Origin of the sequence: Arthrobacter sp. Soc17.1.1.1 (genome assembly GCF_036867195.1) — a bacterium.
Lineage (GTDB): Bacteria > Actinomycetota > Actinomycetes > Actinomycetales > Micrococcaceae > Arthrobacter_D.
On the sequence record NZ_JBAJII010000001.1, the window covers coordinates 2,107,107 to 2,132,693 of the forward strand.

General features: G+C 66.4%; 27 protein-coding genes. 11 read left to right on the forward strand and 16 right to left on the reverse strand.

Going from position 1 to position 25,587, the window contains the following annotated elements:
• Window positions 1-30: 30 nt before the first annotated feature.
• Complete coding sequence (locus V6S67_RS09720; protein ID WP_334210061.1) at window positions 31-687, reverse strand: sigma-70 family RNA polymerase sigma factor; 657 nt, start codon at window positions 685-687, stop codon at window positions 31-33.
• Window positions 688-1,067: 380 nt separating this feature from the next.
• Between V6S67_RS09720 and V6S67_RS09725 the strand changes: the two genes are divergently transcribed.
• From V6S67_RS09725 to V6S67_RS09735, 3 genes are all read left to right on the forward strand, one after another.
• Complete coding sequence (locus tag V6S67_RS09725) at window positions 1,068-1,814, forward strand: GAF domain-containing protein (protein WP_334210062.1); 747 nt, start codon at window positions 1,068-1,070, stop codon at window positions 1,812-1,814.
• Window positions 1,815-2,020: 206 nt separating this feature from the next.
• Window positions 2,021-2,899: an amino acid-binding protein gene (locus V6S67_RS09730; RefSeq protein WP_334210063.1), complete on the forward strand. Its 879-nt coding sequence runs from the start codon at window positions 2,021-2,023 to the stop codon at window positions 2,897-2,899.
• A 24-nt stretch (window positions 2,900-2,923) separates the two neighbouring features.
• Entirely contained in the window at window positions 2,924-3,136 is a 213-nt protein-coding gene (locus V6S67_RS09735; RefSeq protein ID WP_334210064.1) for a hypothetical protein, read from the forward strand.
• 32 nt (window positions 3,137-3,168) lie between these two features.
• Here V6S67_RS09735 and V6S67_RS09740 read toward each other — a convergent pair whose 3' ends face one another.
• Window positions 3,169-3,444 carry a hypothetical protein gene (locus V6S67_RS09740; protein WP_334210065.1) on the reverse strand — a complete coding sequence of 92 codons (276 nt, stop codon included), beginning with the start codon at window positions 3,442-3,444 and terminating at the stop codon, window positions 3,169-3,171.
• A gap of 397 nt (window positions 3,445-3,841) precedes the next feature.
• Here V6S67_RS09740 and V6S67_RS09745 point away from each other — a divergent pair, with 397 nt between their 5' ends.
• On the forward strand, window positions 3,842-4,189 hold the full coding sequence (locus V6S67_RS09745; protein WP_334210066.1) for a hypothetical protein: 348 nt from the start codon (window positions 3,842-3,844) through the stop codon (window positions 4,187-4,189).
• A 292-nt stretch (window positions 4,190-4,481) separates the two neighbouring features.
• On the opposite strand, the gene V6S67_RS09750 is transcribed toward V6S67_RS09745, so the two are convergent.
• From V6S67_RS09750 to V6S67_RS09775, 6 genes are all read right to left on the reverse strand, one after another.
• Window positions 4,482-5,258 carry a GAF domain-containing protein gene (locus V6S67_RS09750; RefSeq protein WP_334210067.1) on the reverse strand — a complete coding sequence of 259 codons (777 nt, stop codon included), beginning with the start codon at window positions 5,256-5,258 and terminating at the stop codon, window positions 4,482-4,484.
• A 433-nt stretch (window positions 5,259-5,691) separates the two neighbouring features.
• Window positions 5,692-5,982, reverse strand: a complete 291-nt coding sequence (locus V6S67_RS09755; RefSeq protein ID WP_334210068.1) for an ANTAR domain-containing protein — start codon at window positions 5,980-5,982, stop codon at window positions 5,692-5,694.
• 543 nt (window positions 5,983-6,525) lie between these two features.
• On the reverse strand, window positions 6,526-7,629 hold the full coding sequence (locus tag V6S67_RS09760; RefSeq protein ID WP_334210069.1) for a zinc-binding dehydrogenase: 1,104 nt from the start codon (window positions 7,627-7,629) through the stop codon (window positions 6,526-6,528).
• Window positions 7,626-8,645: a Gfo/Idh/MocA family protein gene (locus V6S67_RS09765; protein ID WP_334210070.1), complete on the reverse strand. Its 1,020-nt coding sequence runs from the start codon at window positions 8,643-8,645 to the stop codon at window positions 7,626-7,628. The genes V6S67_RS09760 and V6S67_RS09765 overlap by 4 nt, the downstream gene beginning before the upstream one ends.
• A complete protein-coding gene (locus tag V6S67_RS09770; protein ID WP_334210071.1) occupies window positions 8,642-9,757 on the reverse strand; it encodes a glycosyltransferase in 1,116 nt (371 codons plus the stop codon). Before V6S67_RS09770 ends, V6S67_RS09765 begins: the two co-directional genes overlap by 4 nt.
• Window positions 9,758-9,771: 14 nt before the next feature.
• The gene (locus tag V6S67_RS09775; RefSeq protein ID WP_334210072.1) at window positions 9,772-10,743 is read right to left on the reverse strand and encodes a glucosyl-3-phosphoglycerate synthase; all 972 of its coding nucleotides are present in this window, start codon (window positions 10,741-10,743) and stop codon (window positions 9,772-9,774) included.
• Between the two features lie 213 nt (window positions 10,744-10,956).
• On the opposite strand from V6S67_RS09775, the gene V6S67_RS09780 reads away from it, so the two are divergent.
• Window positions 10,957-11,640, forward strand: coding sequence for a histidine phosphatase family protein (locus V6S67_RS09780; protein WP_334210073.1), 684 nt, complete (start codon window positions 10,957-10,959; stop codon window positions 11,638-11,640).
• 951 nt (window positions 11,641-12,591) lie between these two features.
• Here V6S67_RS09780 and V6S67_RS09785 read toward each other — a convergent pair.
• The 4 genes from V6S67_RS09785 to V6S67_RS09795 all read right to left on the reverse strand — a co-directional run bounded on the left by V6S67_RS09785 (window position 12,592) and on the right by V6S67_RS09795 (window position 14,578).
• Window positions 12,592-12,789, reverse strand: coding sequence for a hypothetical protein (locus tag V6S67_RS09785; protein ID WP_334210074.1), 198 nt, complete (start codon window positions 12,787-12,789; stop codon window positions 12,592-12,594).
• Window positions 12,790-12,974: 185 nt separating this feature from the next.
• Window positions 12,975-13,151, reverse strand: a complete 177-nt coding sequence (locus tag V6S67_RS19970; protein ID WP_442884761.1) for an SDR family oxidoreductase — start codon at window positions 13,149-13,151, stop codon at window positions 12,975-12,977.
• Window positions 13,152-13,229: 78 nt separating this feature from the next.
• A complete protein-coding gene (locus V6S67_RS09790; protein ID WP_334210075.1) occupies window positions 13,230-14,042 on the reverse strand; it encodes a hypothetical protein in 813 nt (270 codons plus the stop codon).
• Window positions 14,039-14,578 carry an RNA polymerase sigma factor gene (locus tag V6S67_RS09795; protein WP_334211568.1) on the reverse strand — a complete coding sequence of 180 codons (540 nt, stop codon included), beginning with the start codon at window positions 14,576-14,578 and terminating at the stop codon, window positions 14,039-14,041. The genes V6S67_RS09790 and V6S67_RS09795 overlap by 4 nt, the downstream gene beginning before the upstream one ends.
• A 209-nt stretch (window positions 14,579-14,787) precedes the next feature.
• Here V6S67_RS09795 and V6S67_RS09800 point away from each other — a divergent pair, with 209 nt between their 5' ends.
• The 5 genes from V6S67_RS09800 (at window position 14,788) to V6S67_RS09820 (ending at window position 20,077) form a co-directional block, all read left to right on the forward strand.
• Window positions 14,788-15,780, forward strand: coding sequence for a DUF4394 domain-containing protein (locus V6S67_RS09800; RefSeq protein WP_334210076.1), 993 nt, complete (start codon window positions 14,788-14,790; stop codon window positions 15,778-15,780).
• 589 nt (window positions 15,781-16,369) lie between these two features.
• A complete protein-coding gene (locus V6S67_RS09805) occupies window positions 16,370-16,690 on the forward strand; it encodes a hypothetical protein (RefSeq protein WP_334210077.1) in 321 nt (106 codons plus the stop codon).
• 375 nt (window positions 16,691-17,065) lie between these two features.
• The gene (locus V6S67_RS09810) at window positions 17,066-18,424 is read left to right on the forward strand and encodes a TrkH family potassium uptake protein (RefSeq protein ID WP_334210078.1); all 1,359 of its coding nucleotides are present in this window, start codon (window positions 17,066-17,068) and stop codon (window positions 18,422-18,424) included.
• 7 nt (window positions 18,425-18,431) lie between these two features.
• On the forward strand, window positions 18,432-19,115 hold the full coding sequence (locus tag V6S67_RS09815; protein ID WP_334210079.1) for a potassium channel family protein: 684 nt from the start codon (window positions 18,432-18,434) through the stop codon (window positions 19,113-19,115).
• Between the two features lie 125 nt (window positions 19,116-19,240).
• Window positions 19,241-20,077, forward strand: a complete 837-nt coding sequence (locus V6S67_RS09820; RefSeq protein WP_334210080.1) for an alpha/beta fold hydrolase — start codon at window positions 19,241-19,243, stop codon at window positions 20,075-20,077.
• Between the two features lie 69 nt (window positions 20,078-20,146).
• Here the strand turns inward: V6S67_RS09820 and V6S67_RS09825 are convergent, their stop codons facing one another.
• Window positions 20,147-20,734, reverse strand: coding sequence for an NAD(P)H-dependent oxidoreductase (locus V6S67_RS09825; RefSeq protein WP_334210081.1), 588 nt, complete (start codon window positions 20,732-20,734; stop codon window positions 20,147-20,149).
• Between the two features lie 200 nt (window positions 20,735-20,934).
• Here V6S67_RS09825 and V6S67_RS09830 point away from each other — a divergent pair, with 200 nt between their 5' ends.
• Entirely contained in the window at window positions 20,935-21,237 is a 303-nt protein-coding gene (locus V6S67_RS09830; RefSeq protein WP_334210082.1) for a hypothetical protein, read from the forward strand.
• A 72-nt stretch (window positions 21,238-21,309) separates the two neighbouring features.
• Here V6S67_RS09830 and V6S67_RS09835 read toward each other — a convergent pair whose 3' ends face one another.
• From V6S67_RS09835 to metK, 3 genes are all read right to left on the reverse strand, one after another.
• A complete protein-coding gene (locus V6S67_RS09835; protein ID WP_334210083.1) occupies window positions 21,310-21,987 on the reverse strand; it encodes a hypothetical protein in 678 nt (225 codons plus the stop codon).
• A 130-nt stretch (window positions 21,988-22,117) separates the two neighbouring features.
• The gene (locus tag V6S67_RS09840) at window positions 22,118-24,304 is read right to left on the reverse strand and encodes a primosomal protein N' (protein WP_334210084.1); all 2,187 of its coding nucleotides are present in this window, start codon (window positions 24,302-24,304) and stop codon (window positions 22,118-22,120) included.
• Between the two features lie 45 nt (window positions 24,305-24,349).
• A complete protein-coding gene (gene metK, locus V6S67_RS09845) occupies window positions 24,350-25,561 on the reverse strand; it encodes a methionine adenosyltransferase (RefSeq protein ID WP_334210085.1) in 1,212 nt (403 codons plus the stop codon).
• Window positions 25,562-25,587: the final 26 nt, after the last annotated feature.

The following is a 25,587-nucleotide window of genomic DNA, read 5'->3' on the forward strand; positions in this document are numbered from 1 at the left end:
CGGAGGGAGGAGCCTCCCGGTGGACCGTGCTCAGCGTGGCTCGTTCTGGCGCTGTTCTTCGAGCACCCTGCGAAGCTTCTTCAGGCCGTCACGGATCCGCGTCTTGGCCGTGGGAGCGGGGATCCCGAGGTGATTGGCCACTTCGTTGTAGGTCAGGTGGGAGAAGTAGGCCAGGGAGATGGCCTGATGCTGCAGTGGTGACAGCACGGTCATCGCAGCCTGGACGTCCGCCGTGTTCTCGCGTTCCAGGACTGTTTCTGCGACCTCGTCGAAGCCGGTGTCCCAGTTGCGTCGCCCCCACTTCTCATCACGAGCCGTGCGCGTAGTCTCCATACGGAGCCGGTCCACCGCCCGGCGGTGAGCGAGAGTCATCAGCCAGGACACCGGGTGGCCAAGTTCCGGCCGGTATCGATCGCCCTGCTCCCAGACCATGAGGAATACTTCCTGGGTCACCTCCGCGCAGCTGTCCGGGTTCTGCAGTGTCTTGCGCACCACCCCGTAGACCCTGCGAGCACACTGCTCATACAGAACCTGGAAAGCGTCCGGGTCCCCGGAACCCACAGCGACGAGAACAGCTGCGAGATCCGCGGATGCATCCCCCGAACCTCGCAGCGGGCCGCGACCAGAGGACCTGGCCCGGTAGGAGCTCCGCTGTTCGACAGTGAGGCCACGGTCGGAGGGAGGCAAGGTGGAGGAGATGGCGGGGCTTCCTGAGTGAGACCGGAACCAGAGCGCTCGTGCCGCCGCTCCAAGGGTGAAGAGCTACGCCCTTCGCCTTGAATGTAATCTGTCCCACCACGCACGTCCACTGACCGCACCAGTCACAGCTGTCACATTGGCCCCAGTAATTGCCCGGACCCTGCCGTTCATGGAGGTCATCACGACTGCACCGAGCACTGATACTGTTCGGGGCGCGGTCCATCCTGCGGTACAGGACGTGCCGTTGCACGCACGTACTGGTTTAATGAGCAGGTTCGCCGGCAGGCAGGCGGCGCCGGTGAGAGCAGAAGAGCATAGGCAGAACAGGTGGAGGCTTCGGAATGCGTGGACGACCGCAGCGAGCCATGATGATCCAGGCCATCGCCGCTGCAGCGCTGACGATCGACATCATCACAGACCGGTACCTCGCCTCGGGCGGGGCCGCGTCCCCTGAAGCCATCAACAAGTACTTGAACGGCCTGGCCGACCTGCCGTCCCGCGAAAGCGATCTCCTCGCCGATACCGTGAACGACCTCGGCAGGAAGTCGCCAGCTCTGCCGGTTCCCTACCTGGCAGAGGACACCGCTGACGATTCGCCCGAACGATCGCGACGTTCACTTGGGGCTGCCGGCGCCTTTCTGCTGTCCGACTCCGAGCAGGAACAGGCACGCATCGACGCCGTTGCCCGCACGAACCTCCTTGACACTGTTCCAGAGGAACGTTTCGACCGCATTACCCACACCGCGCAGCAGCACTTCAACGTCAGCACGGCAATCGTCACCCTCATCGATGACGAACGGCAGTTCCTGAAGTCCGTCATCGGCCCGGTGGACCAGAACATGCCCAGAGCACGGTCCTTCTGCAACACCACCATCCGGACCCCGAACCCACTCGTCGTTCGCGACACCTTCCACGATGAACGCTTCCGGTGGAGCCCGCTCGTCCTCGGAGAGCCCTTCATCCGGTTCTACGCCGGCTACCCGCTCCGAAGCCCTGACGGCTGGGTTGTCGGCACCCTTTGCGTCATCGACCAGCACGCACGTACCTTCTCGGAAGCAGACGAACACTCCCTGCGTCGGCTCGCAGTAATCACCGAGAACGAACTCGCCGCCTGACTCCTTGGGCGCCGCAGACCAGTATGCAGATGATGAATAGTCCAGGGCGAAGGGGAACCCGCTCGTACACCGCCGCTTCTGCTCGACGACGCCTCGGAACCCCGCCCGCTCGCCCTCGCCATCAGTAGATGCCCTCAGGTGTCAACTTGTTTGGGGTGGAACGAGCATGCAACCAGCTCGAAACACGTGATCAGCACTGTTAGAACATGCCACGTCATCATGGTTCCTCTGCCGCCTCACCGACGGCCTCCCTCCGGTGTGACTCCTGCGGGCAACTGCCGGAGCCCGGTAAGGTCCGACTGACCCTGGCCAATGTCGCGGTCATGCTGCCGATCGAGCTTGCCGTCCATGCCGTGGTGGTCCAAACGCATCTGAGCTATCCGTTGAAAGTTCTTCTGCTCGCTCTGACTGCGACGGCTCTGGTGATCTGGGTGGCGGAACCCTCCGTGATGCGGTTCCTCCGTACCTGGCTGCATGCGCCGGCGCTGCAGCACCGTCAGCGCTTCGACGATGCTTCTACGTTGTGGCGGGCACGCGTCCGTGTCGAGAACACGCCGGGGGCGCTCGAAAACCTGTCGCATCGCCTGGCCAGGCTGCACGTGAACATCCTCTCCCTCCACGTGCACCCCGACACCGGATCGAGCACCGATGAGTTCGTACTTGCCGTGCCCGCCGGGGTCCCGGAGGAGCAACTGCATCGGGCATTGGTCCTTGGTGGTGGGACGTCGGTCCGTCTTTGGCCATCGACCGCGCTGGCTCTCGCGGACGGGCAGACCAAAGCCCTGTCCCTTGCGTGCCGCATCGTGCAGGACCCCGCCGAGCTCGAACATGCGGTCGCTGAACTACTCGCCGCCGAGCTGGTGACCCGCCCCTCGCCCAGCGTTCGGTCCTTCACCGACGGATCCGAGCTGCTGAAGATCCCGTCGCCGCTTGGGGAACCCTTGGTCTACGCGCGGGCAGGAGAACCCTTCACCGCAGCCGAATCCGCGCGGGCCCATCGCCTCGCCGAACTGGCAGCCCTCACCACACCGACCACTCTCGCCTCGAGAACCACACGCAGGCAACGACCGCATGACGCTTATTGATCATCGAACCACCAGGAGCACATCATGTCCGTCACTCATCTGGAGCAAGTCGCCGAGGCATCGCAGCGAGCCTTCACCACGAGCACCTGGACCCTGACAACCGAACTCCAGCGGGCTGTTGCGTCAGCCGCGAGCGACGGCGAATCCCTGACCACCATCGCCGCAGCCGCAAGAATCCCAGCCCTGGCCGTGCTGGACGCCCTCGAAGAGACGACCGCCATGTCGCGGTTCACCTGACATCGATGACTGGGCGCTTCGGCGCTTCTGGATCAGTGATGCCCGGCTTCTGTCGTGCCGAACATCAGGGTCCGGCGCTGGACGTCGTAGTAGACGGTCTCCGCCGAGGAGAGCAGGTCCTGGAGGTTGTCGGCGTCATCAGCGTCGATCGTCAGTACTTCTTCCCATGCTCCCTGGTCGAGGACCAGTTGCAGGGTCCAGGATCCGGGCTGGCCCGGGTCGCCGGCTACCCAGCTGAACTGGTAGTGGCTGAGCTGGCGGACTTTGATGCTGTCATCGGTGACGGGCTGATTCAGGTTCTGTGCCATGGTGACGGGTTCCTCCTTGAACGACCCACCAAGGTGGGTGCTGTAGCCGGTTTGGACAGATACCGGAAGAACCCCAGTTCTCGGTGACGACGTGCATCGGGCTCGCCCGGATGGTCCTCAACGTAGTGCCACCGCCGGGGCCGGTAAACAACCATCGGTGGCGCCTGGGCGCATTGACGGACGACATCGTGGGTGGGGCTCAGGCACCGGCGGTCGTTTCCGGCCCATCCTCCACTGGTGCGTGATGATCTCCGGTGCGCGCCCGTATGAAGCATTCAGTGATGGAACGAGCGTTCATCGGCTCCCGCGCTGGGTAGGATGTTCGTCGGTCGTCGCGGCTGGGGGCCGCAGGCCTGCATGAGCGTCTTCTCCACTCCTGTAACGAATTGAGTACCTGATGAACAGCAGAATCACCCCGTCCGAGCCCTTCCCCGAGGACCTGAACGTCCTGATGGACTCAGAGGTCGAGGTACTCAACAGCAAGCTTCACCGGGAACTCGACCACGAGTACGTGCACGAGGACGGGTCCTCCCCGGAAACCGAGAGCCGGCTCGAACAAGTGACCGAGGAACTCGATTTCCGCGACCTCGTCTCCGAGAGCCCGAAGGATGCGCCAACCGATCAGACTCCTGCCGACCCGTTCGATCTGATGGAGGCGAATGCGACTGATCATGCCCCGCGGACGACTACCCGTGCAGCGGGGCCGGATTCGAGTGAGCCGGGTGTCGAGCATCATGCCGGATGAGCAGGAGCTCAGGCGCGAGGTGAAGCAGGACACCATGACGGCGATGCTTCAGGACATGGTGCCTCCCACGGGATCCGCTCCGCCCTGGACATTCCCATCAGACTTGATTCCGGCGCCGGCGCAGGCCTGGACTTCTACTCCACCAGCCCGAACACGTTCGACGAAAAGGGCATCTCTGTCGCCTAAGGTTCGCGCGTGACGCCTCGCGCTCGCTTCACCTAGGCAGTCTCTCCTCCCCCCGCCGGCTGCCTCCTGTCCCCGGGCGGACTCGCTCGTCGACCGGGTGTACGCGTCAGGCGTTGATCTCGTCCTCGACGAGGCGGGCCAGATTCCGAAGGAAACGTTCGTCGTGGCCGGAGAAATCGCGGGGCTTCTGATCGATGACGCACAGGGTCCCGACGATCCACCCGCCCGGACCGCGCAAAGGATGGCCGGCGTAGAAACGGATGAAGGGCTCCCCCACGACCAGAGGGTTGGTGCTGAAGCGATCATCCTCGAGTGCGTCCGTGACGATCAGCGGCCCTGCGCTACGGATCGTCGCGTGGCAGAACGTGATCTCCCGGGGCAGGTTCTGCTCAACCGGTCCGATCACGGACTTCAGGAACATGCGCCGGTCATCGAGCAGCGCAACGATCGATGAGCTGACCCGGAAGTACTCTGTCGCCTGCTGCGTGTACCGATCGAACCGGGCCTCAGGAACGGAATCCAGCAGCTGCGTCCTGTCCAGCGCGGCCAGACGCTCCGTCTCCTGCTCCCCGGCGCTGAACAGGAACGCACCGGCGGCACCGAGTCCCTTGCGTGAGTCCTCGACCGAAGCGTCAGCGTCATCCTCGGCATCGAAGGGCACCCGCAGGTGCACCGCTCTCGACTCGAGCAGCTCGTTCGTGGCCTCCGCGAGGAGGTTCCGCTCCAACGGCGGAAGCACCAGCAGGCCGGCAAGATACGACTGGACCTCGAACAGCGAGATGCAGCCGCCCAACCCGTAGTACCGCACCCACACGTCCTCGACACCCACATGCGCCTCGGAAAGCGCGAACGTCGTCATCTTGACCTGTACCTGTCCATCCACAGCGACCTCCGCGGTCATCATCACCCAGCACCCGCACCGCCACCGGCATCGCTCACCCGAGACCCACAATCATCAGCGCACTTAGTAGTTCAGGCTACCGCCTCCTCGCCGATCACGACGATCACGGCGGACGGGCAGACCGCCCGAGGTACCTTCGGCGGGTCGAGTGGCGGCGGAAGTACGGCACCATCGACGGCGCCGTCTACTGAATGACAGGACCGATCGCAGTACCGCCTGTCTCCAACGCTTCGTTCACGTGAGCATTCAGCCCGGCTGCGGCTGACCACCGGGACGAGGATCTGCTTGAGGACCTGAGGACCTGAGGGACGACAAGGACTAGGGCTCGGGGTGCCCGCCATACCTCGAGTTGTACCCCGACGAACCGGCAGGCAACTGCTGATGAACGGCCTTGGCCTGCGGGCGATCCTTCACCTCACTGCCTGCCGTTATCGGGCAGTCTCCCATCGGAGACGAGGTTCGCTGCCACGAGGGCCATTCCCATCCCGCTGTCCCTGCTCGCCGCGACCAGGAGCGCTTGCGCCTCATCCGAGGAGATCCCATAGCGCTCCATGAGGATCCCCTTCGCCTGGCCGACCACATCCCGGGTTTCCATCATCCGCGCCATGTCGGTCAGGCGCCGGTTCATCTCGGTCAGGCGCTCGACCACCTGTTCCAATGCCGGAATCGCGTCGAAGCCCAACTCCTGATCCCCCTGATGTTCCACCCTGTGACCCTTCGCCTCGTGAGACCGCGACGTTCGATTCCCCGTGGAAGCACCATCGCACGGCGACAGTGCATAGGAAAAGAAGAAACCGCGCTCTCAGTTCTCTTGCAGTACACCGGATCACGGCATGTGCGCATCATGGTGGCGCCGCCGGCCGTCTCCAGCGAGGGAAATGATAGCCCTGACCGAGATTCCACCCGGCATCCCGACTCACGATGGCCGAGCGATCCGGCTGTCCACGGAAGTCACCCGCTGAGCGCATCAGGCCACTGCGCTTCCCGCCGAAGGCCACAATCAGCAAGAATCGGCGACTCCTGGGACGGCGTCGACCCATCCGCGCCACCGTGTCCGACCACGTGCCCGGCTACGAGAAGACATTCTTGGATGCCGAAGACGACCCGGACCCCGCCGTCATCATGCAGGTCCTCCGCGAGCGCATCCGCTGGTTCCAGGACCGCGCCATCCCTGGCGATGACGTTGTTCTCCGCAGCCACGCGGCACGTCGTGCCGGTGCGGCCAGGAAGCAGAGACGTCAAGACGTGCTTACAGGTATGCGGGGGCTACAGCGAAAACAGCAGTCAGGACTTGCCGTTGGTGCTGGGAAACCTCGTGCATCAGCCGCGGTGCGTTGTCGTAGGGAACGACGTCGGAGATCAGGTGCTTGCGGATCACATCGCCGTGGGAGCGGAGTAATCTGATGGTTTCAGCGGAGAGCCGTGCACGGTCCCACTGTCCCGTCAGGCCTCGGGGGACCCTGCCGATCTGCGCGCAACGAAGGACCAGTCCGTTGTGATGGAACTCCTCGCCGAGGCGCACGGCCTCCGCTCCGCTGGTATAGAAGGCCAGATCGATGATGCTTCCCTGAGGGCGGGCGGCACGGAGGGCGGCATGGAGTGCTTCGGGACGCCCACGGCATTGGAACACGACGTCCGCTCCCCGATCTGCTGGGCCATGGCGCCACCGTTCTTTCAGTAGCTTGCCGGGATCATCGTCCAGGTCCAGAGCAGGGAAACCCAGGTCTGCTGCCACCTGGCGGCGGCGGGGGTCGGAGTCTGCGACGGCAACCTCGCGTGCGCCGAGGGACCGGGCGAACAGTGCAGTGAGGAGCCCGATGGGACCGGCTCCGGTGACCAGCACCTGACGTCCGTCCACGCCGTCGGCAAGACGGCGGACCATGCCGCCGGTTGCCTCCGCTGCCGCATGCAGCAGACCGTTGGCGCAGATCGGCCCGAGGTGTGCCACGAAGACGCCCAGCAGCGGATCAAGATCCTTGCCCAGTAGCACCAGATGCTCATTGAGCGGATCCGCCACATGCATAGTGGCATGCCCGTACGCGCAGGCGAGGACGTCTCCCTCTGAAAATGCAGGAGTTCGCGATTCCGCTACCCGGGCGACTTCCATGTAGCCGAGCCTGCGGATCGGGTAGGCAGTGCCGGCGGAGTGCGGCAAGAAAAGGCCTAGGTCGGGATCCAGTCGAGACCGGAGCCCCGGGTGGTCCCCTTTCACAAAGGCAAGTTCCGTGCCCGCGGACAGGCCGGTGACGAGGGTTTCGAGCAGCAGCCCACCCTCGGGAACCTCAGGCAGCTGCTCCTCGATAATTTCCAGGGAGCCAGGTGCCCGGATGACGAGGTTGCGGCGGCGCCTCACACTCTTGCCCCGTGGACCGCGGACCGCTCCTGAGGCAGCCTCACCGGCAGCCCGGTGCGGGCCGATTCAGCGATGGCGCAGCCAAGCCGATGACTGCGCAGGGCCTCAGCATAGGGAGTGCGTGTGGCCTCCCGTTCACCTCGGACGGCTTCGATGAATTCCCGGTCCACCGTTGCCCGTGGATCCTCCGCGCTTTCCAGATCCGTTCGTGACGCGCCGTCGAAGCTGCTGAGGCCGGTTTCGGATACCTCCAGGTACAAACCACGGCTCACCGTATGTAAAGCGGCCCGGTGTTTAGCGGCCAGCACGGATGTCGCGGCCAGCGTGGCCACCGCTCCGGAGGCAAAGCGCATCGTAGCGGCCGTAGCGTCGTCGACGTCATCGGATTCCTCGCCGGCCCTGCCCGCTGTCTGCAGGTCGATGGCCGACGCACTTCGGACACCGGCGGCATACACCTCGACGACGTCGCCGAGGAGGAAACGGGCAGCGTCCAGAACATGGGTCAGCTGTTCCACCACCTGCCCCCCGGAGCGATCCACCCGGCCCCACCACGGGACCGGCGGGCGCTTGTCGAGCCAGTAGCCGCTGGCCAACAGGGCAGGCGCCTCCGCCAGCAGTTCGCGCGCGTGCTCCAAAGTGTCCGTGCAGCGCCAGTGGTACCCGGTGCCGGTCACGACACCGGCAGCCTCGACGAGCACTCCGATCTCTTCTGCGATTTCCCGGCCCAGACCGACCGGCTTCTCCACGAACAGAGGTAGACCCCTGGAGAGCGCGGCGCGCTCACCCGAACCGTGCGCAAAGGGCGGAACACAGACATAAACGGCATCGGCATCCGTAAGGTCGAGCGCTGCATCGGGGTCGGTAAAGGCTCGTGCGTCCACCTCCCGCGCCACTTTCTCCGCCGCCTCCGGATGAGCGTCGGTGACACTGGTGATCCGGACGCCGAGCTGCTGCAGGGTGCGCGCATGGCGCTGCCCTACGGAACCGGCCCCGATAAGAGCTACTTTCACAGTCACGGAGCCTCCTGAAGAATCTGGTCGTATAAATGCAGGTAGCTGGTGGCCATCGCCTCTGGCGTCCAGATGGACGCCGCCTCGATGCAGTCCTCGGCACGAATACTGTCGAGTTCCTGCAGGAACCCTGCCAACTCCAGTTCTTCCGCGCCAAGAAACCCGGTAAGGCCGTGCTGCACCAACGAGGGCAGCACCCCTAACGGTGTCCCGACAACCGGAACGCCCCGTGAGAGGGCTTCCACTACCCCGGTCGCTCCCGGCTCGGCCCATCGGTTGGGCGCCAGGAGTACCCGGGCAGAACGCAGGACGCGTTCCTTTGCTTCGCCGCCGACACCTCCAATCCACCGGTACCTGTGTCCGTCGAGCAGTGGACGAACCTCGTCCTGGAAGTAGATGACATCGGGGTGGGATGTCAGCTGGGCGTCACCGGACGCAAGACGGCGGTCGAGTTCAGCGGGATCATCGATGCCGGCAACCGGCCCGGCGAGCACCAGCGGCAAGCCCGCCTGTCGACAGATCCGCACGGCCGCATCCTGCCCCTTGTCCCTGGTGATGCGGGCCAGCACCAGGGCATGGTCGGCTTTCTCCGCCCGAACCTCCAGTGCCGGCGGGGCCGCAAGCGGGACGATACCGATGACCTGGCGGCGCAGTGCCTCCGGTGCGCGGTCCAGCTGGGACCGCGATACCGCGGCGAATCGGACACGACCACGACCGTCGAAGGATTCATAGAATGCGCCGTGCTTCGCCAGATCCCAGTGCAGGGTCTGCAGCACTGGCGGTGCGGCGGTACCCATCGCAGCAAAGACTGCAGGTCCTACGACTTCGAGATGATCATGGACAAGGTCCCAGGTGCCACCGTCGTAGATGGCCTGAACGATCCCCTGCATCTGGGCGTGCGCGATGCCCGAAACCTGGTTGTAGGGCCTGGCGATCGCGGCGAACTGTGGTCCGGCCAGCGGATGCAGGTAGCTGTCGGCTTCGATCGTGCTGGTACCGACGGTGGCCAGCGTGACATGCACACCGGCCCTGCGTAGTTCGGGAATCAAGGTGGCGATGACCGTTTCGATGCCACCATAACCGGAGGGTGGGACGGGCAGCCACGGCCCGGCATTCATGAGAACCCGCACGCTCAGGCCCGCTCGCCGGTCAGGGACCAGCGCTGTCCGACGTCCAGCATGGGCGGGCGTTCGGACACCCCGACGACGGTGGTGTCACCGATGTAGTCCTCCCCGTTCCGCAGGAACTGCGTCAGTTCCACGGTGCGGGGGGCAGCCGGGGCTAGCCCGCGCCGGTGAAGTCTCGCCTGCACTGTGAGATGGATCTGCATCGCCATCCTGGCCAGCTCCCCATCGGTCGAATTGCGGTGGCGGCGTTCTCCGAGATCCACCTGCGCCATACCATCCAGGCCCACCGCTTCCAGCACATCGATCAGCATGCCGATCTCGACTCCGTAACCGGAGACAAACGGTATGCATTCGAGCAGACTGCGGCGCCCGGCGTACTCCCCGGCCAACGGCTGGACGACCCCCGCCAACTCGGGCCAGAACAGATTCAGCAGGGGACGCGCCACGAGTTCGGTCACCCGGCCACCCCCGGCCGGCATGACCTTCACCCCGTCATCGAGGGGGCGGTCGTAGTAGCTCTTGACGAACTGAATCTGCGGATCCGTCAGCAGCGGACCGAGCAGACCGACCGCGAACTGCGCGTTGAACCCCCGCAGGTCTGCATCGATGAACACGATGATGTCCCCCGAAGCGATCGCCAGCGACTTCCACAACGCTTCGCCCTTGCCGGGTATGCATCCGGTGTCCGGCAGGATCTGGTCCTGGTGGGCAATCGTAGCTCCAGCGGCCGCCGCCACGGCAGAGGTTTCGTCCGTGGAATTCGAATCGATGACGATGATCTCATCCAACAGGGGCAGCTCTTCCATCAACTCGGCGCGCAACGCGGTGACGATCGGTCCGACGGTTGCTGCTTCGTTTTTCGCCGGAAGCACCACGCTGACCCGTTGACCTTGCTTGCGCGCCATTAGGTCCTGCCGGTCGAACACGTTCCCATGGAAGCTTCGGAACGAATACCAATCCTGAACCTCTGCCCGCATGCCGGTCTCCTCTCGCCAAGCCTCCCGGTAGATCCCAGCCCGGCTATGGATAGGATCAGGTCGAAGCCTACGGTTCCGCCAAGCCCTTGGGAATAGATCAAAAACCCGGCGGTCCGTGACCGAACTCCGCTTCGACAAGGATCGCGCAGGCCCGGATCGGAGTCGGATCATGGTCGGAAGCCATAGGGAAACCAACGGCAATGAGGAGAACTGATGCACCAGACACGGGCCGGCGGAACTCGTCCCCGCCTGGTGCTATGGAGGCATGGGCAGACTGAGTGGAACGTCCTGGAGAAAGCACAGGGTCACGCAGACATCCCCCTCGATGCGACCGGTCGCCGCCAGGCACAGGAGGCCGCGAAGCTATTGGTTGCCTTCAAGCCCCGCTTCATCTGGTCCAGCGATCTGGAACGCGCCCGGCATACCGCCGCCGAGCTGGCCCGACTGACCGGTCTGGAACCGGTGTTGGACAAGCGGCTCCGCGAATACCACGTAGGCATCCGGGAAGGCACCACCTTCGGCGAGTTCCGGCAGCAGCACCCCGACGTTCATAGAAGGTTCTTCGCCGAAGAGAACTACCGGGTTCCCGGGGCGGAACTGCCCTCGGAGGTGAACCAGCGGATGAAGACCGTGATGATGGAGGCGGCCGTAGCCCTACAGGGCGGCGGCACCGGCGTCCTGGTCGGACACGGGGCAGCGCTGCGCAGCGGACTACTGGCCTTCTTCGACGCCCCAGCCCATATGCGGGAGATGTTCGCGGGCATGGCCAACTGCGCCTGGACCGTCCTTGAAGAACACCCCGACCGCGGCTGGCAGATCATCGACTTCAACGCCCAAAGCCTGCCCAGTAGGTCTGTGCCGCTAGCCGATGACATGCCTGCCGCACATGACTCGTAGAGCCACGCCGGAACCGCTGCGCCCCCGGGTTCCTATCCCAGGTGAGAGAGAACATTAGGAGCACCGGGCGCGGACCCAATGCATCAGCCGACCGACGGTCCGAAGGGTAGCGCACGCCACCGGTCGGGTGTGTGTAGTCGTCGGAGGTCAGCCCTGAAGAGCCGCCCCGAGCCTCCTCGCCTGCTCAAGCTCGGTGGGCGTGCTCGGGGCAGTAGTCGCGGCCGACGTCGACCGTGATCGTCCGGTGCATCAACCCTCAGGCAGGGGACGGTCTTCGTCGACACGTTTCGAGGTGGCCGGCAGAGGCCCTGATCGCTTGTCTGTCTCCTCATTCACGTTGCCCGCGGGGCCTTTTTCTAGTCGTCCGCAAATGCTTCCGGCACTGGTAGCGATTCGATATCGCCGCCCTGCTCGTCGAGCTCGCCACGCTCGCAAGCCTGAACGATATCCTCCATCCTTGAGGAATCCGGTTGTCACCTCCGAGGAACGATGCGACCTCACGACCCCCTGCGCCGGTCTGATAGTGACCGATTTCCCGGATCTGCGCTAGAGCGGGCTACGGCCCTCCTGGAGCATCTGCGCGGAAGGACCACGCAGCCAGCACCACGTCCTCCCTCGACGCCGGCCAGCACGCGGCAGGCGTGAGCCTTGTGGACGCATGCCAGGGCGATGGTGACAGCGCCGGACAGGAAGCGGCAGCTCCGGCGTCCGAGGAAAGTCAGGCAGTGTCATCGCCAGTGTCTCGGGCAGTTCCACCAGCCCGAGAAAAGAGCGAGCGTTGATCTGTCGACACGTTGCTGCTTCTCCCGCGCACGTGCTGCACAGCAGGAACCAAGGGCCCGACTGCACATCCACAGCGGACGCCGTGATGCAGCGCGATTGCGATGGCGCATGGGACTCAGCAGGCACGTGGTGTTCGCCGTGGCCAGCCAGGCACCGTCCCCGCGAGCGCTAAGCCGCCTCTACGTCCATGAGCGGCGGCAGTGAGGGCAGCGTCAGGACGGAGGCGGGATGGCGATCACGCAGTGCTACCTGGATCGGCAGGGGCGGCATGAGCCGGCCCCGTTCGATGATCTCGAGGGTCCGCCGGCACTGAGGAACGAACGTCTTCGAGTTTGCGTCGTGGTATTCGCCGGAGTGAGTGATCATGACTGTCTTCTCTTGCTGATGAGTCCGTCTACAGGCTATTCGTTGCCAGTGACACTTGAGCGAGGTGCCGTAACGGTGAGAACCGTCATCACGGCGGCGATCAGGGCCGCTGGTAGGACCTCAGGCAGGCTCGGGGATGCCGACGATCATCCGGTCGAAGTCGGCGTCGAAGAACCCGCGGACGCTCATATGAGGACTCCACCGGAGACTTCGACGTTCTCCCCTGTCACCCAGCGGAGATTGTCGGAAACCAGTGCAGTGATGGCGTCGGCGATCTCCTCTGGGTGCCCGACCCGGCCCAGCCTGCTGGGCGAGGGCGTCCCGCATGGTCTCGCCGTTACGCTTGGCGCCTCCATTGACATCGGTAGCCGTGGGTCCGGGAGCAATCGAGTTAAGGCGCATTGCGCGCAAGACCGACGCCGGTCGCCCGGACCCCCCAACTAGATCCGTGTGATGTCGGATCGGGCGATGACCGCCCCGTCCGCATCACGGATCTGTACCCGAGCCAGGTCCTGACGCAGGACGGCTGCGTTCATACGGCAAGTAACGGTTCGTTCCGTTCCGAGGAAAGTCCCGGACAGCAACTCCTGCCCGTCCTCCCGTATCAGGACGACGTCGTAGGTCTGACCGGCAGGAAGACCATCAATTTCGAGAATCGTCTCCGTTCCCCAGGTATGTGCGACGAGTTCAGCATCCATGCGCGCCCCTTGCGGGGTCTGGGTCAGCACGATGGGCTCCACAGCACCCAGTGTGCCCGGCGGCCCTTTGGGAGGAAGGTCCAGGAGGTGGTCGATGCCCACTCCTCCCAATGCCCCGACGACGAGCAAGCTCGCCGCGATGGCGCTGACGGAGATCAACCGTCGCCGATGATGAGAAAGCTGGGAGTGGCGAGGGACATGGGAACCTCTTGCGGTTCGGCGTGGGGACGAACTGCCGAGCAGTGGTGAAACGTCCGCGTCGCTTCCTGGTCGGCTCTGATGTTCTTGATCAACAGCAGCGACGACGCGGCGTTCAAGGCCGGCAGGTACATCATGGTCGTCCCAGGACAGTACCGGGGACGCCGTGAGTCGGGCCGAGAGTCGACGGAGGGCCTGGTACTCATCGGAGAAGGCGTCGTCGGCGGCGCAGAGATCGTCGAACATCGTGCGCTGTTCGGTACTCAGGTCATCAGCGAGAGCTGCAGCCATGAGCTCAGCGTGCTCCTTGCCGCGGTCGTGCTCCTGGTCGTGCTCCTGGTCGTGGTCCTGGTTCATGGTCTTGCCTCCTCTCCTAGAGCGGTCCGTAGTGCCTTGAGTCCGTAATACATACGCGTGCGAAGCGTGGCAACCGGCACTCCCGTGCGTTCTTGCACCTGCTGGTAGGTCAGTCCCTCGAGTTGCACCGCGACGATCACTGCCCGATGTTCGGCGCTCAGCATGGCCAGGCCGGCGTAGAGGACGATTCGATCTTCGATGGCATCTGTACCGCCTCCCTCGTCCGCTCCTACCTCAAGGTGCTGGTCCACCACGGAAACCGGTCGTCGTGCCCGTGCTCTCATCTCGTCGATGATGACGTTGCGCGCAATGGCGAAAAGCCAGGTCCGCTCGGAGCCCTGGGATGCCCGATACCGGTCTCGTGACCGCCACGCCCTGACAAATACTTCCTGCACACAGTCTTCAGCGATGGCCGCGTCGCGGACGCTGTTGAACGCGAACCCGTACAGATCCCGCCCATGCGCTGTGAAGGCCCGGCGCACATCGAAGGAAGGCCCAGCCGATCCCACCGGGCGCACGGCCTCGACATCTTCCATCAGTTCCAACACGTTCTCATCCCCGCCAACCTAGCCGTTGAAGGAGATACGACGCTAAACCTTCCCCCATTCATCCCTCGACTCCGTTTCCTGGCAACAGCAGCAACAACACCGACATCAGCAGCATCACCGGCAAGGGTCAGGGAGCCGCCGGAGGCCGCACGCCGGATAGACGCCATCGTGCGCCAAGGAAGCCCGGTCGGCGATTCGTGGCGAACGTTGAACGCAACCACGATCGACCGCGTATACCCTTCCGAGTCGACCGATCTTCGGCGACCGTCACGTTCGAGGAGAACACGATGAACAGAACCTTCAAGCTGGGTGTCGCGGCGATCGCCGTGACCAGTGTGATGGCCGTGGCGCCTGCCATGACCAGTGCGGTGACCGTGGCACCGGCCGTGGCCGACGGTGGATCCAACGGCAAAGTCAACGGCGGTGACCGGTCGCGCTCCGACAAACTGCGGATCGTCGGTCTGGCTGATGCCGGCACCAGGCTTGTGCAGTTCGATGTCAAGAAGCCCGGTAAGGTGCGTGGCGGCGTTGGCGTGAGCGGCCTGACCGGTGGTGATACCCGGCTCGTCGGGATCGACTTCCGTGTCCAGGACGGGAATCTCTACGGCGTCGGGAACAACGCGGCGAGCGCCGGAGTCTACTCGATCAATCAGGAGACGGGGGTGGCCACGGAAGTCACCCGGCTCACCGTTGCGCTGAGCGGGACGACGTTCGGCGTGGACTTCAACCCTGCGGCCAACGCGCTCCGGGTCGTCAGTGACAACGGCCAGAATCTGCGCCAACCGTTCGCCTCCCCCGGCGCGACGACTGTCGCTGACGGCACGCTGAGCTATGCGCCGCCGGCAGTGGCTCCCGGCATCAATGGCGCGGCCTACACCAACAACGACCTCGACCCGAACACGGCAACCACCCTCTACGATCTGGACACCGCCCTCGACCAGATCGCCATCCAGTCCCCCGCCAACGCGGGCTCACTGGCCGCCACCGGTAAACTCGGCGTCGACGCCACCGGCGATACCGGCTTCGACATCTACTCCACCCTCCACAACGGGAGCACCGTCGAGGTGACGGGCTTCGCGGCCGTCAACGGATCGCTCTACGAGATCACCCTGTTCAACGGGAGGGCCACCTTCCTCGGCACCCTCGGCGCCCCGGTCACCGACATCGCCGTTCCACTGAACCAACTCTGAACACCCCCACGAACCGTCGCTGGTACCGACCACGAAGGCCGTGCCTACTGAGCCCGAAGCGCCGATCCCAGGGTCGTCGTGGGGGCATCCGATCTGGCCATGAGGAGCGCGGCACGCACGATTCCTCAGCCGGACGGGAGGTTCGCCCGAGGGACATGGGCGGTGACGAAAGTGTCGTCGACGACATCGGACAGCACGCCGTGACGTTCGAGGTGGCGCAGCGGGCGAACATCAGCACCGGCGAGCTGTGGGTGTACTAGATCAGCATGGGCGGGCTAGGCCCATAGTTGTGATCTCGGCCCTCCTGCCTGCCCGACCTCGGCCCTCCTACCCGATATCGGGCAGGCTCCCCTCTGAGACAACGTCCGCTGCCAGGAGGGCCATCCCTATCTCTCGCCTCTCGTGCGGTCCACCGGTTCACGGCATCTGCGCATGGTTGCGGGGCCGCCTGCCGGCTCGAGCGGGGGTGAGGATGGTCCGAAGCGTCATCTGGCTCGGCATCGCAACACACGATTGCCGAGCGATCCCGCTGTCCACAGGGGCCGCTCGGTCCGACACTGGAGAGTGAGTCGCGACAGTGGGAGGAACGATGGGATCGGAGCACCTCGAACGGGTGGCAGCTATCGCCCATGCCGATAGCCCGACGGGCGTCAATACCCTCAGGGCGCCCGTAGTGCCTGTGGAGTCGATGCCTCCGGCGGACCTGCAGGCCGCGATTGCGTCCGCAGTCCACCATGGGGAGCCTGTCGCCGTCGTCGCAGCGACCGCTGATGTCCCGGCCCTCGTGGTCCTCGATGCCCTGGACGCCCTGGAACCGCATGCCGGACACACTGCGCACGACATGCACGAGGCGGCGCGGACGGTGGACGCGCTCGGAAGCCGGAACGGACCGGGCGCGCACGGAGGCTGAGCCTCTGCGACGCACAGCGGCGACCAGTCGCCCGGCTCTGTCGTCGGTGGGATCACTGCCGCACGTTATGACTGCTCGACGTCGCCCAGCGGCAGAGGAGCACGTGCGTTGCCGGAAACGTCGAAACCGCGTGCGCAGCTACGTGCCCACACATGCTCCTCCGGCTTGTCGACGTCGGTCCTGCGTTTCATGTGCGGGTATCAAGAACGTGTTAAGACAGCCTTCCGGCCCGTGGGCGTGCGGTTGAATGAGCCACTGGTGCGGATCGTCCGCTCCTGGTTGTCCTATCCCTTCGGAGGTTGGAGCATTCCCGTGAGGTCGAGCAGAGATACCCTCCGGGAGTGTGGAACCGCCACCAGAACTGTGGTGCGGAGGATGGTCGGGAGCACGTCGTCCCGGATCGCGCAGCTGGGTCCGCGACACCCGGCCCAGGTGATCGTGGTGGGGTTCGCTGGGGCGATCCTGATCGGTACGGCGCTGCTGATGGTTCCCACGTCGAAGGTGGGGGCGGGCAGCGCTACGTTCCTCGAAGCCCTGTTCACGGCGACCTCGGCCGTGTGCGTGACGGGGCTGATCGTCGTCGACACCCCGGTCTACTGGACGGGCAGCGCTCACGTGATCATCCTGGCCCTGATCCAGGTGGGTGGCTTCGGGATCATGTCCTTCGCCTCCCTCCTGGGTGTCCTCCTGGCACGGCGTATGGGTCTGCGTTCCCGGATCTCGGCCGCGGCCGAATCGAAGAGCGTGGGATTCGGCGACGTACGCGGCGTCCTGCTCGGCGTCCTGCGCATCACCCTCGTCGTCGAAGCGGCCACCGCGGCACTACTGGCCGCACGGTTCCTCCTCGGGTACGGCTACGACCTCGGCGACGCCCTATGGCTTGGCATCTTCCACTCGGTCTCGTCCTTCAACAACGCCGGGTTCGCCCTGTTCAGCGACAACCTCATCGGTTTCGCCGGGGACCCATGGATCTGCCTGCCCATCTGCGCCGCGGTGATCATCGGCGGGTTGGGTTTCCCCGTCCTGTTCGAACTCCGCCGCCACTTCCGGTACCCCCGCAAGTGGCACATGAACACCAAACTCGTCCTCAGCGGCACACTCATCCTCCTGGTCCTGGGCACCGTGTTCATCACTGCGGTCGAGTGGTCCAATCCCGCGACCCTCGGAGCGATGCGGCCCCAGGAGCGGCTCCTCGCGGGGTTCTTCCAGTCCACCATGACGCGCACCGCCGGATTCAACAGTGTCGACTTCGCGCAGCTCAATCCCGTCACCCTGCTCGCCATGGACGTCCTGATGTTCATCGGCGCGGGCCCCGCCGGAACGGCCGGCGGCCTGAAGATCACCACGTTCGGGGTGCTGTTCTTCATCCTCTACACGGAGATCAGCGGCGGCAACGCGGTCAATATCTTCGGCAAACGCCTACCCCGCTCGGTGCACCGACAGGCCATCTCCATCGTGCTGCTCGCCGTCGGGCTCGTCATCGGCGCCACGATGTTCCTCATGCTCATCACCGATTTCGGCCTCGACCGGGTCCTGTTCGAAGTCGTCTCGGCCTTCGCGACCGTGGGCCTGTCCACCGGCATCACCGCAGGCATTCCGCCGGCAGGCCAGGTCGTCCTGATCCTGGTGATGTTCGCCGGGCGCCTCGGCCCTGTCACCCTCGCCACCGCGCTGGCGCTGCGTTCCAAACCGCTCTACTACGAATACCCGAAGGAAAGGCCCCTCATTGGCTAGGCAACGCATGTTCTCGTCCAGACCCACCGAAGCGATCGCGGCCGCCGACTCCGTGGCGGTCATCGGACTAGGCAGGTTCGGCGGTGCCCTGGCCCTGGAGTTGGCGGACGCAGGGACAGAGGTGCTCGGGATCGACAACGACGAAGACACCGTCCAGTCCTACAACGGCCGCCTCACCCACGTGGTGCGCGCCGACAGCACCAAAGAGGAGGCGCTGCGCCAGCTGTCCCTCCCCGAGTTCGACCGTGTCGTGGTCGGCATCGGCTCCGATCTCGAGGCGAGCATCCTGACCACGTCGATCCTCCTGCGCTTCGATCGGCCCACCATCTGGGCGAAAGCCATCAGCGAGCCACACGCCCAGATCCTGTCCCAGCTCGGTGTGGAGCGGGTCATCCGCCCTGAGCACGACATGGGCAAGCGTGTGGCCCACCTCGTCCGCGGCACCATGCTCGACTACGTGGAGTTCGAGGACAACTTCGCCATGGTCAAGACCCGGCCCCCACGCGAGTACTGGGACCGTGAACTCGGCACCACCGGCCTACGCGCCAGACACGGCGTCACGGTCGTCGCCGTCAAACGCAAGGGCGGTGCATGGGACTACACCACAGCGCAGACCACCCTGTACGACGACGACGAGATCATCGTCGCCGGCCCGACGAGCAAGGCGGAACTCTTCAGCTCACTGGTGTAGAACAGCACGATCGAGGGCAGGGCTGCCACAAGGACCGCGTCGCGCCCGGAAGATCCGCGGACGGAGGCACTGCCCGGACGGGCGATCTCTGTCGTGGAACCCGGGTTTGCAGTAGGTTCGGGCCTATGGACGCTCAGCACCACATGGTTCCGGTTTCGGATGGCAGTCAGCTCGCCGTGACACGCTGGCCGGGGACGGGGCCTGCGGTTGTCCTCCTGCACGCCGGTGTCGCCGACCGGCGATCCTGGATCGCGGTCGCGGAAGCGCTCCACGGGGATGGTCTTGATCTGATCGCGTATGACAGACGAGGTTTCGGAGACACTCCGGCCGCTGCTGACACGTCATCGTTCACGCACGTCGACGACCTGCTCCAGGCCATCGACGCACTCGCCCTCGACAGGGTCCTGCTCGTCGGCAATTCGATGGGCGGTGCACTGGCACTCGATACGGCGCTGCTGCATCCTGATCTGGTCAGCGGGCTGGTGCTCATCGGTGCTGCGGTATCAGGGATGACCGACGAGGACACGCCGTTCGACTGGCAGCCGGACGAGGCCTCGGCGTCCCTCATGACACGAGCAGACGATCCGAACGCACCCGACGACGACAGGATTCGCGCGCTCGCACACCTATGGCTGGACGGCCCGGATGCACCGGAAGGACGGGTCGCAGGTGAAGCCCGCGACTTGTTCGAGGCGATGAACCGGAGGATTCTCGCGATCGCTGCCCCCGACTCGGCCGGCAGTGCCGGTGTTGATGCCTGGACCCGGCTCGGAGACGTGAGCGTGCCGGTGCTGTGCGCCTGGGGTGAGCTCGATGTGCCGTGCGATGTGCCGTTCTATGAGGAGACCGCGCGCCGTATAGGCCAGGGAACGGTCCGTGTCCTCCCGGGCGCGGCCCATCTGCCGGGCCTCGAACAACCCGCCCTCATCGCCGAGATGATCCGGAACGCCGCTCGCGGCTGAGGCATCGGGCACCCCAGGTCGAGGGTCCGCGTCACATCGAGGCGTACGCAGGTCGCGGGATCCGCGTTCCTAGGCGCTGATCGCCAGGCGGACGGCGTCGACGGCACTCAGGACGATCTGCTCACGGGCGCCGGCGTCGTCCTGCTCGGACTCGTACACGAAAGCCGTGGCGCCGCGCCGGCTGCCGCAGTAGTCCACGATGCCGTGCTCGATCTGCGTCCGCAGCGCATGCTCGTAGCCGTGCCGGTCGTACACGCCGGCGTCATCACCGGCGATGGGGACCAGATGCGTCGTCAGGCGCCCGAGGTTGCGATTCATGCCGCCCCCGGCGGCTATGTCGAACGCCCACCCGTGGACGAATACCCGGTCGATCCACCCCTTGAGCAAGGCCGGCATCGACCACCAGTACACCGGGAACACCAGCACGAGATGAGCCGCCCTGTCGAGCCTGAGATGCTCCGCTGCGACATCGGCGGCGAAATCACCCCCGACCCGGTACGTGTGCCGATCGGCGAGGGTGAACCTCGGATCGAAGCCCTCTGCTGCCAGATCGGCGAGCTCTGCCGTCCCGGGCTGCAGCGCTCGCTCGAGCCGACGGGCGATGTGATGCGTCAGCGAGTCCTGATCAGGGTGGGCCGCAACGATGAGTGTATTCACGCTCCAACATGACCACAACCGCTTCATCATCGCTATCGCCGCGCGTTCCGTCGGGGTGCTGTCACGTGACCTTCCTCAGCACCTGTCCCGGGGACGGACGTCAGGTGTGTCGTGCTGATGATCCTCTGAGGCGAGGCAGGAGATCCCCACTGCGGATCCTGCCCGCCTAGACTGGCCACACCACGAGCGAGGAGGCCGGCATGGACGCCAGCGAGAACTCAGGGTGCGGGGCATCGCCCATCCGCCTCATTGCCGTGAACCCCGCCGGCAATGACCCTGCCACCCGGATCCCGTCGGACGGACCCCACCTGGATGTACCCGGTGAGGCAGCTCTCGATGCCGGTCCTTTCACCGCCGATGCATCCGATGCATCCGATGCCTTCGATTTCGAGAAGAACCTCGCCGCGCTGCGGGCCGGTGACTCCGGGCAGACCTTCGCCGCAACAGCCGAACCGGCTCAGAGCTTCCACGCTCCCGGAGTGGCCGACGGCGACGGCGATTGAGACCGTCCTGGGAAAGCCTGGGATGTGCCTGATGCTCGGGCGATCCGGACGAAACGGCCCGGACTGCTGACGTTACCGCCGGACCCGGACGCGGAGCGGACCGACCCCGCGGAAGCCGGCCGAGCGAGCGGCCTCGAGGTCGTCTCCGTGCTCGTACCCCACGATCGGACGCCCTGGAAGGAGTCGGTGAATCACGACGGGAAGGTCCTTCCAGATGACGGACAGGTCATCGGCGAGGACTGCGAAGACGTTGGACACGCCGACCGCCGAGTCGCTCGCGTTGGCAAGAGCCCCACCGGCGATCCTGCCCTTGCACCGTGCCAGGATCACCCGGACGGAGGGCTCGGCCAGCAGACCAGCGGTCACCAGGCCCTCCCGCCCCGCCGCGGTCTCCCACTGGTACAGCTCCTCGGGCTCGGTGATGCTTGTCCAGTCGAGCTCCGTGTTGCCGCCCTGTGCGAGGTCGTGGAAGATCCACTCCGCCGTGAAGAGCACGGCGAAACCCATCCCGCCGAGCTCCAGGGTCGCCCAACTGTCCTTCGCCGCGCAGGCTGCCCGGTCCCGCAACGCCTCCCCCACAGCGGACGCCGAGACGGTGTGCCTCTCACTGATCAGATCCGGGTAGAACGCCGGAGGAGTACCTCGGGCGACCCACAGCCCGCCTTCACGCGACGTGGGGACCTCGTGAGCACGGCACACGAGGTCACACCACTCCACGTTGTTGCGAACAGCGACCACGGCCTCGTTCATGGACGGGAGCCTACCGGTGCAAGGATCCCACTGCGCAGGTGTGGGCGACGCCGGACGGGAGCCTACCGGCGCACGGATCCCACTGCGCAGGTGTGGGCGACGCCGGACGTGAGCGAGCGGCGGTCTCGGGTCAGAGCACGTCGAGGGCGTCGAGACGGATGTGCACCGGCTCCCCCGTCCGGCGGGCCGACAGGGCGGCGCGGCGCGCTCGCAGCTGGGCGGTGACGCCGGCGGCTGCCCGGTAGGGGAAGAACAGCAGCACGCGGTGGCTCCCCTGGCCCGCGAGCGTATCCGGCGCACCCGTCGGCGCTGCACCCTTCACCGCGGCGGCAGCGCCCCGCGCGGCGAGCATCGCCTCCCGCCGCACGTCGGGCGGCACCGGGGCCGGGCCGACGACGCGCACCGGGCCTTCCGCCTGCACGCCCTCGAGGAAGTGGGTGAGGGCCTCGCGGGTCCCGGTGAGCACCGCGTAGCGCACGGCGGGCGGCAGGCCGAGTTCCTGCCGCTCGGCGAGCTCCCGTGAGGCGGCGCCGGACGGGTCCCACCGCACGAGGTGGCCCACCGCGACGTCGTCGTCGCCGGTGATCACCACCGTGCCGCCCGCCGCCGAGGGACGCGCGAGGATCGCCGCCGCGAACCAGCGGCGGAGGGCGTCCTCGCCCGCGCGCAGCGACTCCCTGCTCAGCAGCGCATTTCCGTCGAGGAGGATGACCGCAGCGTATCCTCCGGGGGCCACCGGTTCCGCGCCCGGCGTGGCGACGACCACCGCGGGAGCATCCCGCACGGCGTCGACGATGTGCTCCCCCGCCGAGGAGATGACGGGCACGCCGGGAAAGGCGCGTCCCAGTTCCTCGGCCGTACGGGTGGCGCCGGCGACCGTGGCGCGGATGCGGGTGCCCCCGCACTCGGCGCAGGACCAGGAGGTCTCGGGGCGCCCGCACCACCGGCACGCGAGCGGTGCCGAGCGGCCCGCCTGCGCGAGCGGTCCGGCGCACGCCGAGCACCTCGCCGGGTGGCGGCACCGGTCGCAGGCCAGCGCCGGTGAGAACCCTGTGCGCGCGACCTGCAGCAGCACGGGACCGTGCTTCAGACCCGCCTGCGCCGCGGCCCAGGCGGCGTGCGGGATCCGGGCCTGCGCGGCCAGGGGGTCCCGCTCCATCTGGTAGGCGTCCGCCGCATGGACGACGCGCGGTGTGGCGCGGCGCACCTCCGCGCGGTCGGCCTGGATGGCGTGTGCCCAGCCCGTGTCGACGAGGCGCTGCGCCTCCGTGGTCCGTCCGACGGACGAGAGCAGCAGCGCCGTGCCCTCGTGCTCGGCGCGCAGCAGCAGGACGTCCCGGACGTGCTGGTAGGGGGCCCGCTGTTCGATGTGCTGGTCGTCGCCGTCGTCCCACAGGCACACCAGCCCGAGGTTCCGCACCGGCGCGTAGGCCGCGGACCGGGTGCCGACGGCGACGGTCGCGGTCCCGTGAAGGACGCGCAGGAAGTTCCGGTAGCGCGGCGTCGCGCCGTCCTCACCGGTGAGCCGCGCGACGGCGGGGGCGCCCAGCCGCGCCACGAGCGCCGCTTCCACGCGCGCGAGATCGCGCTGGTCGGGGACGACGACGACGGAGCCCCGTCCGGAGGCGGCCGTGGCGGTCACGGCGTCGGCGATCTCCTCCGGCCAGGCCGTGGCGCCGTACCCCCCGAGGCTCGTCAGGACGGCGCGCGGCGACTCACCGGCCCGGAGGTGCTGCAGGAAGGTGCGCCCGTTGACGTAGCGGGAGAAGCTGCCGGAGGCACGGGGTTCCACATACACGGGCAGCGACGGCTCCCCCTCGTCCGCGGCCGCGTCCGGTACGCCGGGTCCGTCGGGGAACTCCGCCTCGACGCGCGCCATGCGCGGCGGGACCGCGGAGCGCAGGACGTCGCTGACCGTGCCGACGGACCGCGCGGCGACAGCGGTCGCGAGGGCGAGGATCTCGGGCCGGAGCACCTGCTGCGGCGAGACGACCTTGCCGAGCGGGAGGAGCGTCGCCGTCGTGCTGGCCTCGTCGACCCGTTCGGCGAGGAATGCGGCCTGCTCACGCCCGGCGAACCGCACCTTCACCCGGACGCCCGGCTGGGCCTCCGCGTCCATCGCCGCGGGCACGGCGTAGTCGAAGAAGCGGTCGAGGTGCGGCAGCTGGGCGTCGAGGATGACCCGCGCGACGGGCAGGGACGACGCCCGCTCGGGGTCGGCCTGGGGCAGTTTCGCGGGTCCGAACCCGTGCAGGAGCGACAGCTGTCCGTCCGTACCAGGGTTCGGCCGCGTGGCGGGGCGCGTCGTCTCGGTCATGATGCTGCGGCGGGTGGCGCGTGCCGCCCGCCGTCCCCTCCCGCCTCAGGCGTTGAAGTAGCTCCGCAGCTTGTCCACACGGTCCGTCCGCTCCCAGGTGAAGCCGTCCTCCTCGCGGCCGAAATGGCCGTGCGCGGCCGTCCGCTGGTAGATCGGACGCTTGAGGTCGAGCGCATTGATGATGCCGAGGGGTCGCAGGTCGAAGATCTCGCGGATCGCCCTGCCGATGGCCTGCGGGTCGACGGTCTCCGTGCCGAACGTCTCGACGTAGATGCCGACGGGCTGCGCCATCCCGATGGCGTAGGCGATCTGGATCTCGGCGCGGCGGGCGAGCCCCGCGGCGACGACGTTCTTGGCGACCCAGCGCATCGCGTACGCGGCGGACCGGTCCACCTTCGAGGGGTCCTTGCCGCTGAAGGCACCGCCGCCGTGGCGGGCCATGCCGCCGTAGGTGTCGACGATGATCTTGCGTCCCGTGAGGCCGGCATCGCCCACGGGCCCGCCGATGATGAAGGCGCCGCCCGGGTTGAGGATGTGCCGGACGCCGGTGGAGTCGAGCTCGGACTCTGCCAGCACTGGGGTGATGACGTGCTCCACGAGGTCCGCGCGGAGCTCGCCGAGGGAGACCTCGGCCGCGTGCTGCGACGAGATGACCACGGAGTCGATGGACACCGGCCGGTCGCCGTCGTACCCGATGGTGACCTGGGTCTTGCCGTCGGGGCGCAGGTACGGGAGCGTGCCGTCCTTGCGGACCGTGGTGAGGCGTTCGGAGAGCCGGTGGGAGAGCCAGATGGGCGCCGGCATGAGCACGGAGGTCTCGTCGCTCGCGTAGCCGAACATGATGCCCTGGTCCCCCGCGCCCTGCGCGTCGTACGGATCCAGGCCCGTGCCCTCGCGCGTCTCGAGGGAGGTGAAGACGCCGGAGGCTATCTCCGCGCTCTGCTGACCGATGGACACGGATACACCGCAGCGGGCGCCGTCGAAGCCGTTGGCCGAGGAGTCGTAGCCGATGCCGAGGATGGTCTTGCGGACGATGTCCGGGATCTCCACGTAGGCCTCGGTGGTGACCTCTCCCGCCACGTGCACGAGGCCCGTGGTGACCAGCGTCTCGACCGCGACGCGGGAATCCGGGTCCTGCTCGAGGAGTCCGTCGAGGATCGCGTCGCTGATCTGGTCGCAGATCTTGTCCGGATGACCCTCGGTGACCGACTCCGACGTGAAGAGGCGCAACGGGGACTCAGGGCTGGGAGAATTCACGTGCTCACTCTACTGGGTCGGACGGA

Excerpts from the sequence above, each read along its gene's own strand:
- V6S67_RS09725 (WP_334210062.1), top strand. The coding sequence starts at position 1,068 with ATGATCCAGGCCATCGCCGCTGCAGCGCTGACGATCGACATCATCACA.
- V6S67_RS09730 (WP_334210063.1), top strand. The coding sequence starts at position 2,021 with ATGCCACGTCATCATGGTTCCTCTGCCGCCTCACCGACGGCCTCCCTC.
- V6S67_RS09735 (WP_334210064.1), top strand. The coding sequence starts at position 2,924 with ATGTCCGTCACTCATCTGGAGCAAGTCGCCGAGGCATCGCAGCGAGCC.
- V6S67_RS09740 (WP_334210065.1), bottom strand. The coding sequence starts at position 3,444 with ATGGCACAGAACCTGAATCAGCCCGTCACCGATGACAGCATCAAAGTC.
- V6S67_RS09745 (WP_334210066.1), top strand. The coding sequence starts at position 3,842 with ATGAACAGCAGAATCACCCCGTCCGAGCCCTTCCCCGAGGACCTGAAC.
- V6S67_RS09770 (WP_334210071.1), bottom strand. The coding sequence starts at position 9,757 with ATGAATGCCGGGCCGTGGCTGCCCGTCCCACCCTCCGGTTATGGTGGC.
- V6S67_RS09775 (WP_334210072.1), bottom strand. The coding sequence starts at position 10,743 with ATGCGGGCAGAGGTTCAGGATTGGTATTCGTTCCGAAGCTTCCATGGG.
- V6S67_RS09780 (WP_334210073.1), top strand. The coding sequence starts at position 10,957 with ATGCACCAGACACGGGCCGGCGGAACTCGTCCCCGCCTGGTGCTATGG.
- V6S67_RS09785 (WP_334210074.1), bottom strand. The coding sequence starts at position 12,789 with ATGATCACTCACTCCGGCGAATACCACGACGCAAACTCGAAGACGTTC.
- V6S67_RS19970 (WP_442884761.1), bottom strand. The coding sequence starts at position 13,151 with ATGTCAATGGAGGCGCCAAGCGTAACGGCGAGACCATGCGGGACGCCC.
- V6S67_RS09790 (WP_334210075.1), bottom strand. The coding sequence starts at position 14,042 with ATGAACCAGGACCACGACCAGGAGCACGACCAGGAGCACGACCGCGGC.
- V6S67_RS09795 (WP_334211568.1), bottom strand. The coding sequence starts at position 14,578 with ATGGAAGATGTCGAGGCCGTGCGCCCGGTGGGATCGGCTGGGCCTTCC.
- V6S67_RS09805 (WP_334210077.1), top strand. The coding sequence starts at position 16,370 with ATGGGATCGGAGCACCTCGAACGGGTGGCAGCTATCGCCCATGCCGAT.
- V6S67_RS09810 (WP_334210078.1), top strand. The coding sequence starts at position 17,066 with ATGGTCGGGAGCACGTCGTCCCGGATCGCGCAGCTGGGTCCGCGACAC.
- V6S67_RS09815 (WP_334210079.1), top strand. The coding sequence starts at position 18,432 with ATGTTCTCGTCCAGACCCACCGAAGCGATCGCGGCCGCCGACTCCGTG.
- V6S67_RS09820 (WP_334210080.1), top strand. The coding sequence starts at position 19,241 with ATGGACGCTCAGCACCACATGGTTCCGGTTTCGGATGGCAGTCAGCTC.
- V6S67_RS09830 (WP_334210082.1), top strand. The coding sequence starts at position 20,935 with ATGGACGCCAGCGAGAACTCAGGGTGCGGGGCATCGCCCATCCGCCTC.
- V6S67_RS09835 (WP_334210083.1), bottom strand. The coding sequence starts at position 21,987 with ATGAACGAGGCCGTGGTCGCTGTTCGCAACAACGTGGAGTGGTGTGAC.
- V6S67_RS09840 (WP_334210084.1), bottom strand. The coding sequence starts at position 24,304 with ATGACCGAGACGACGCGCCCCGCCACGCGGCCGAACCCTGGTACGGAC.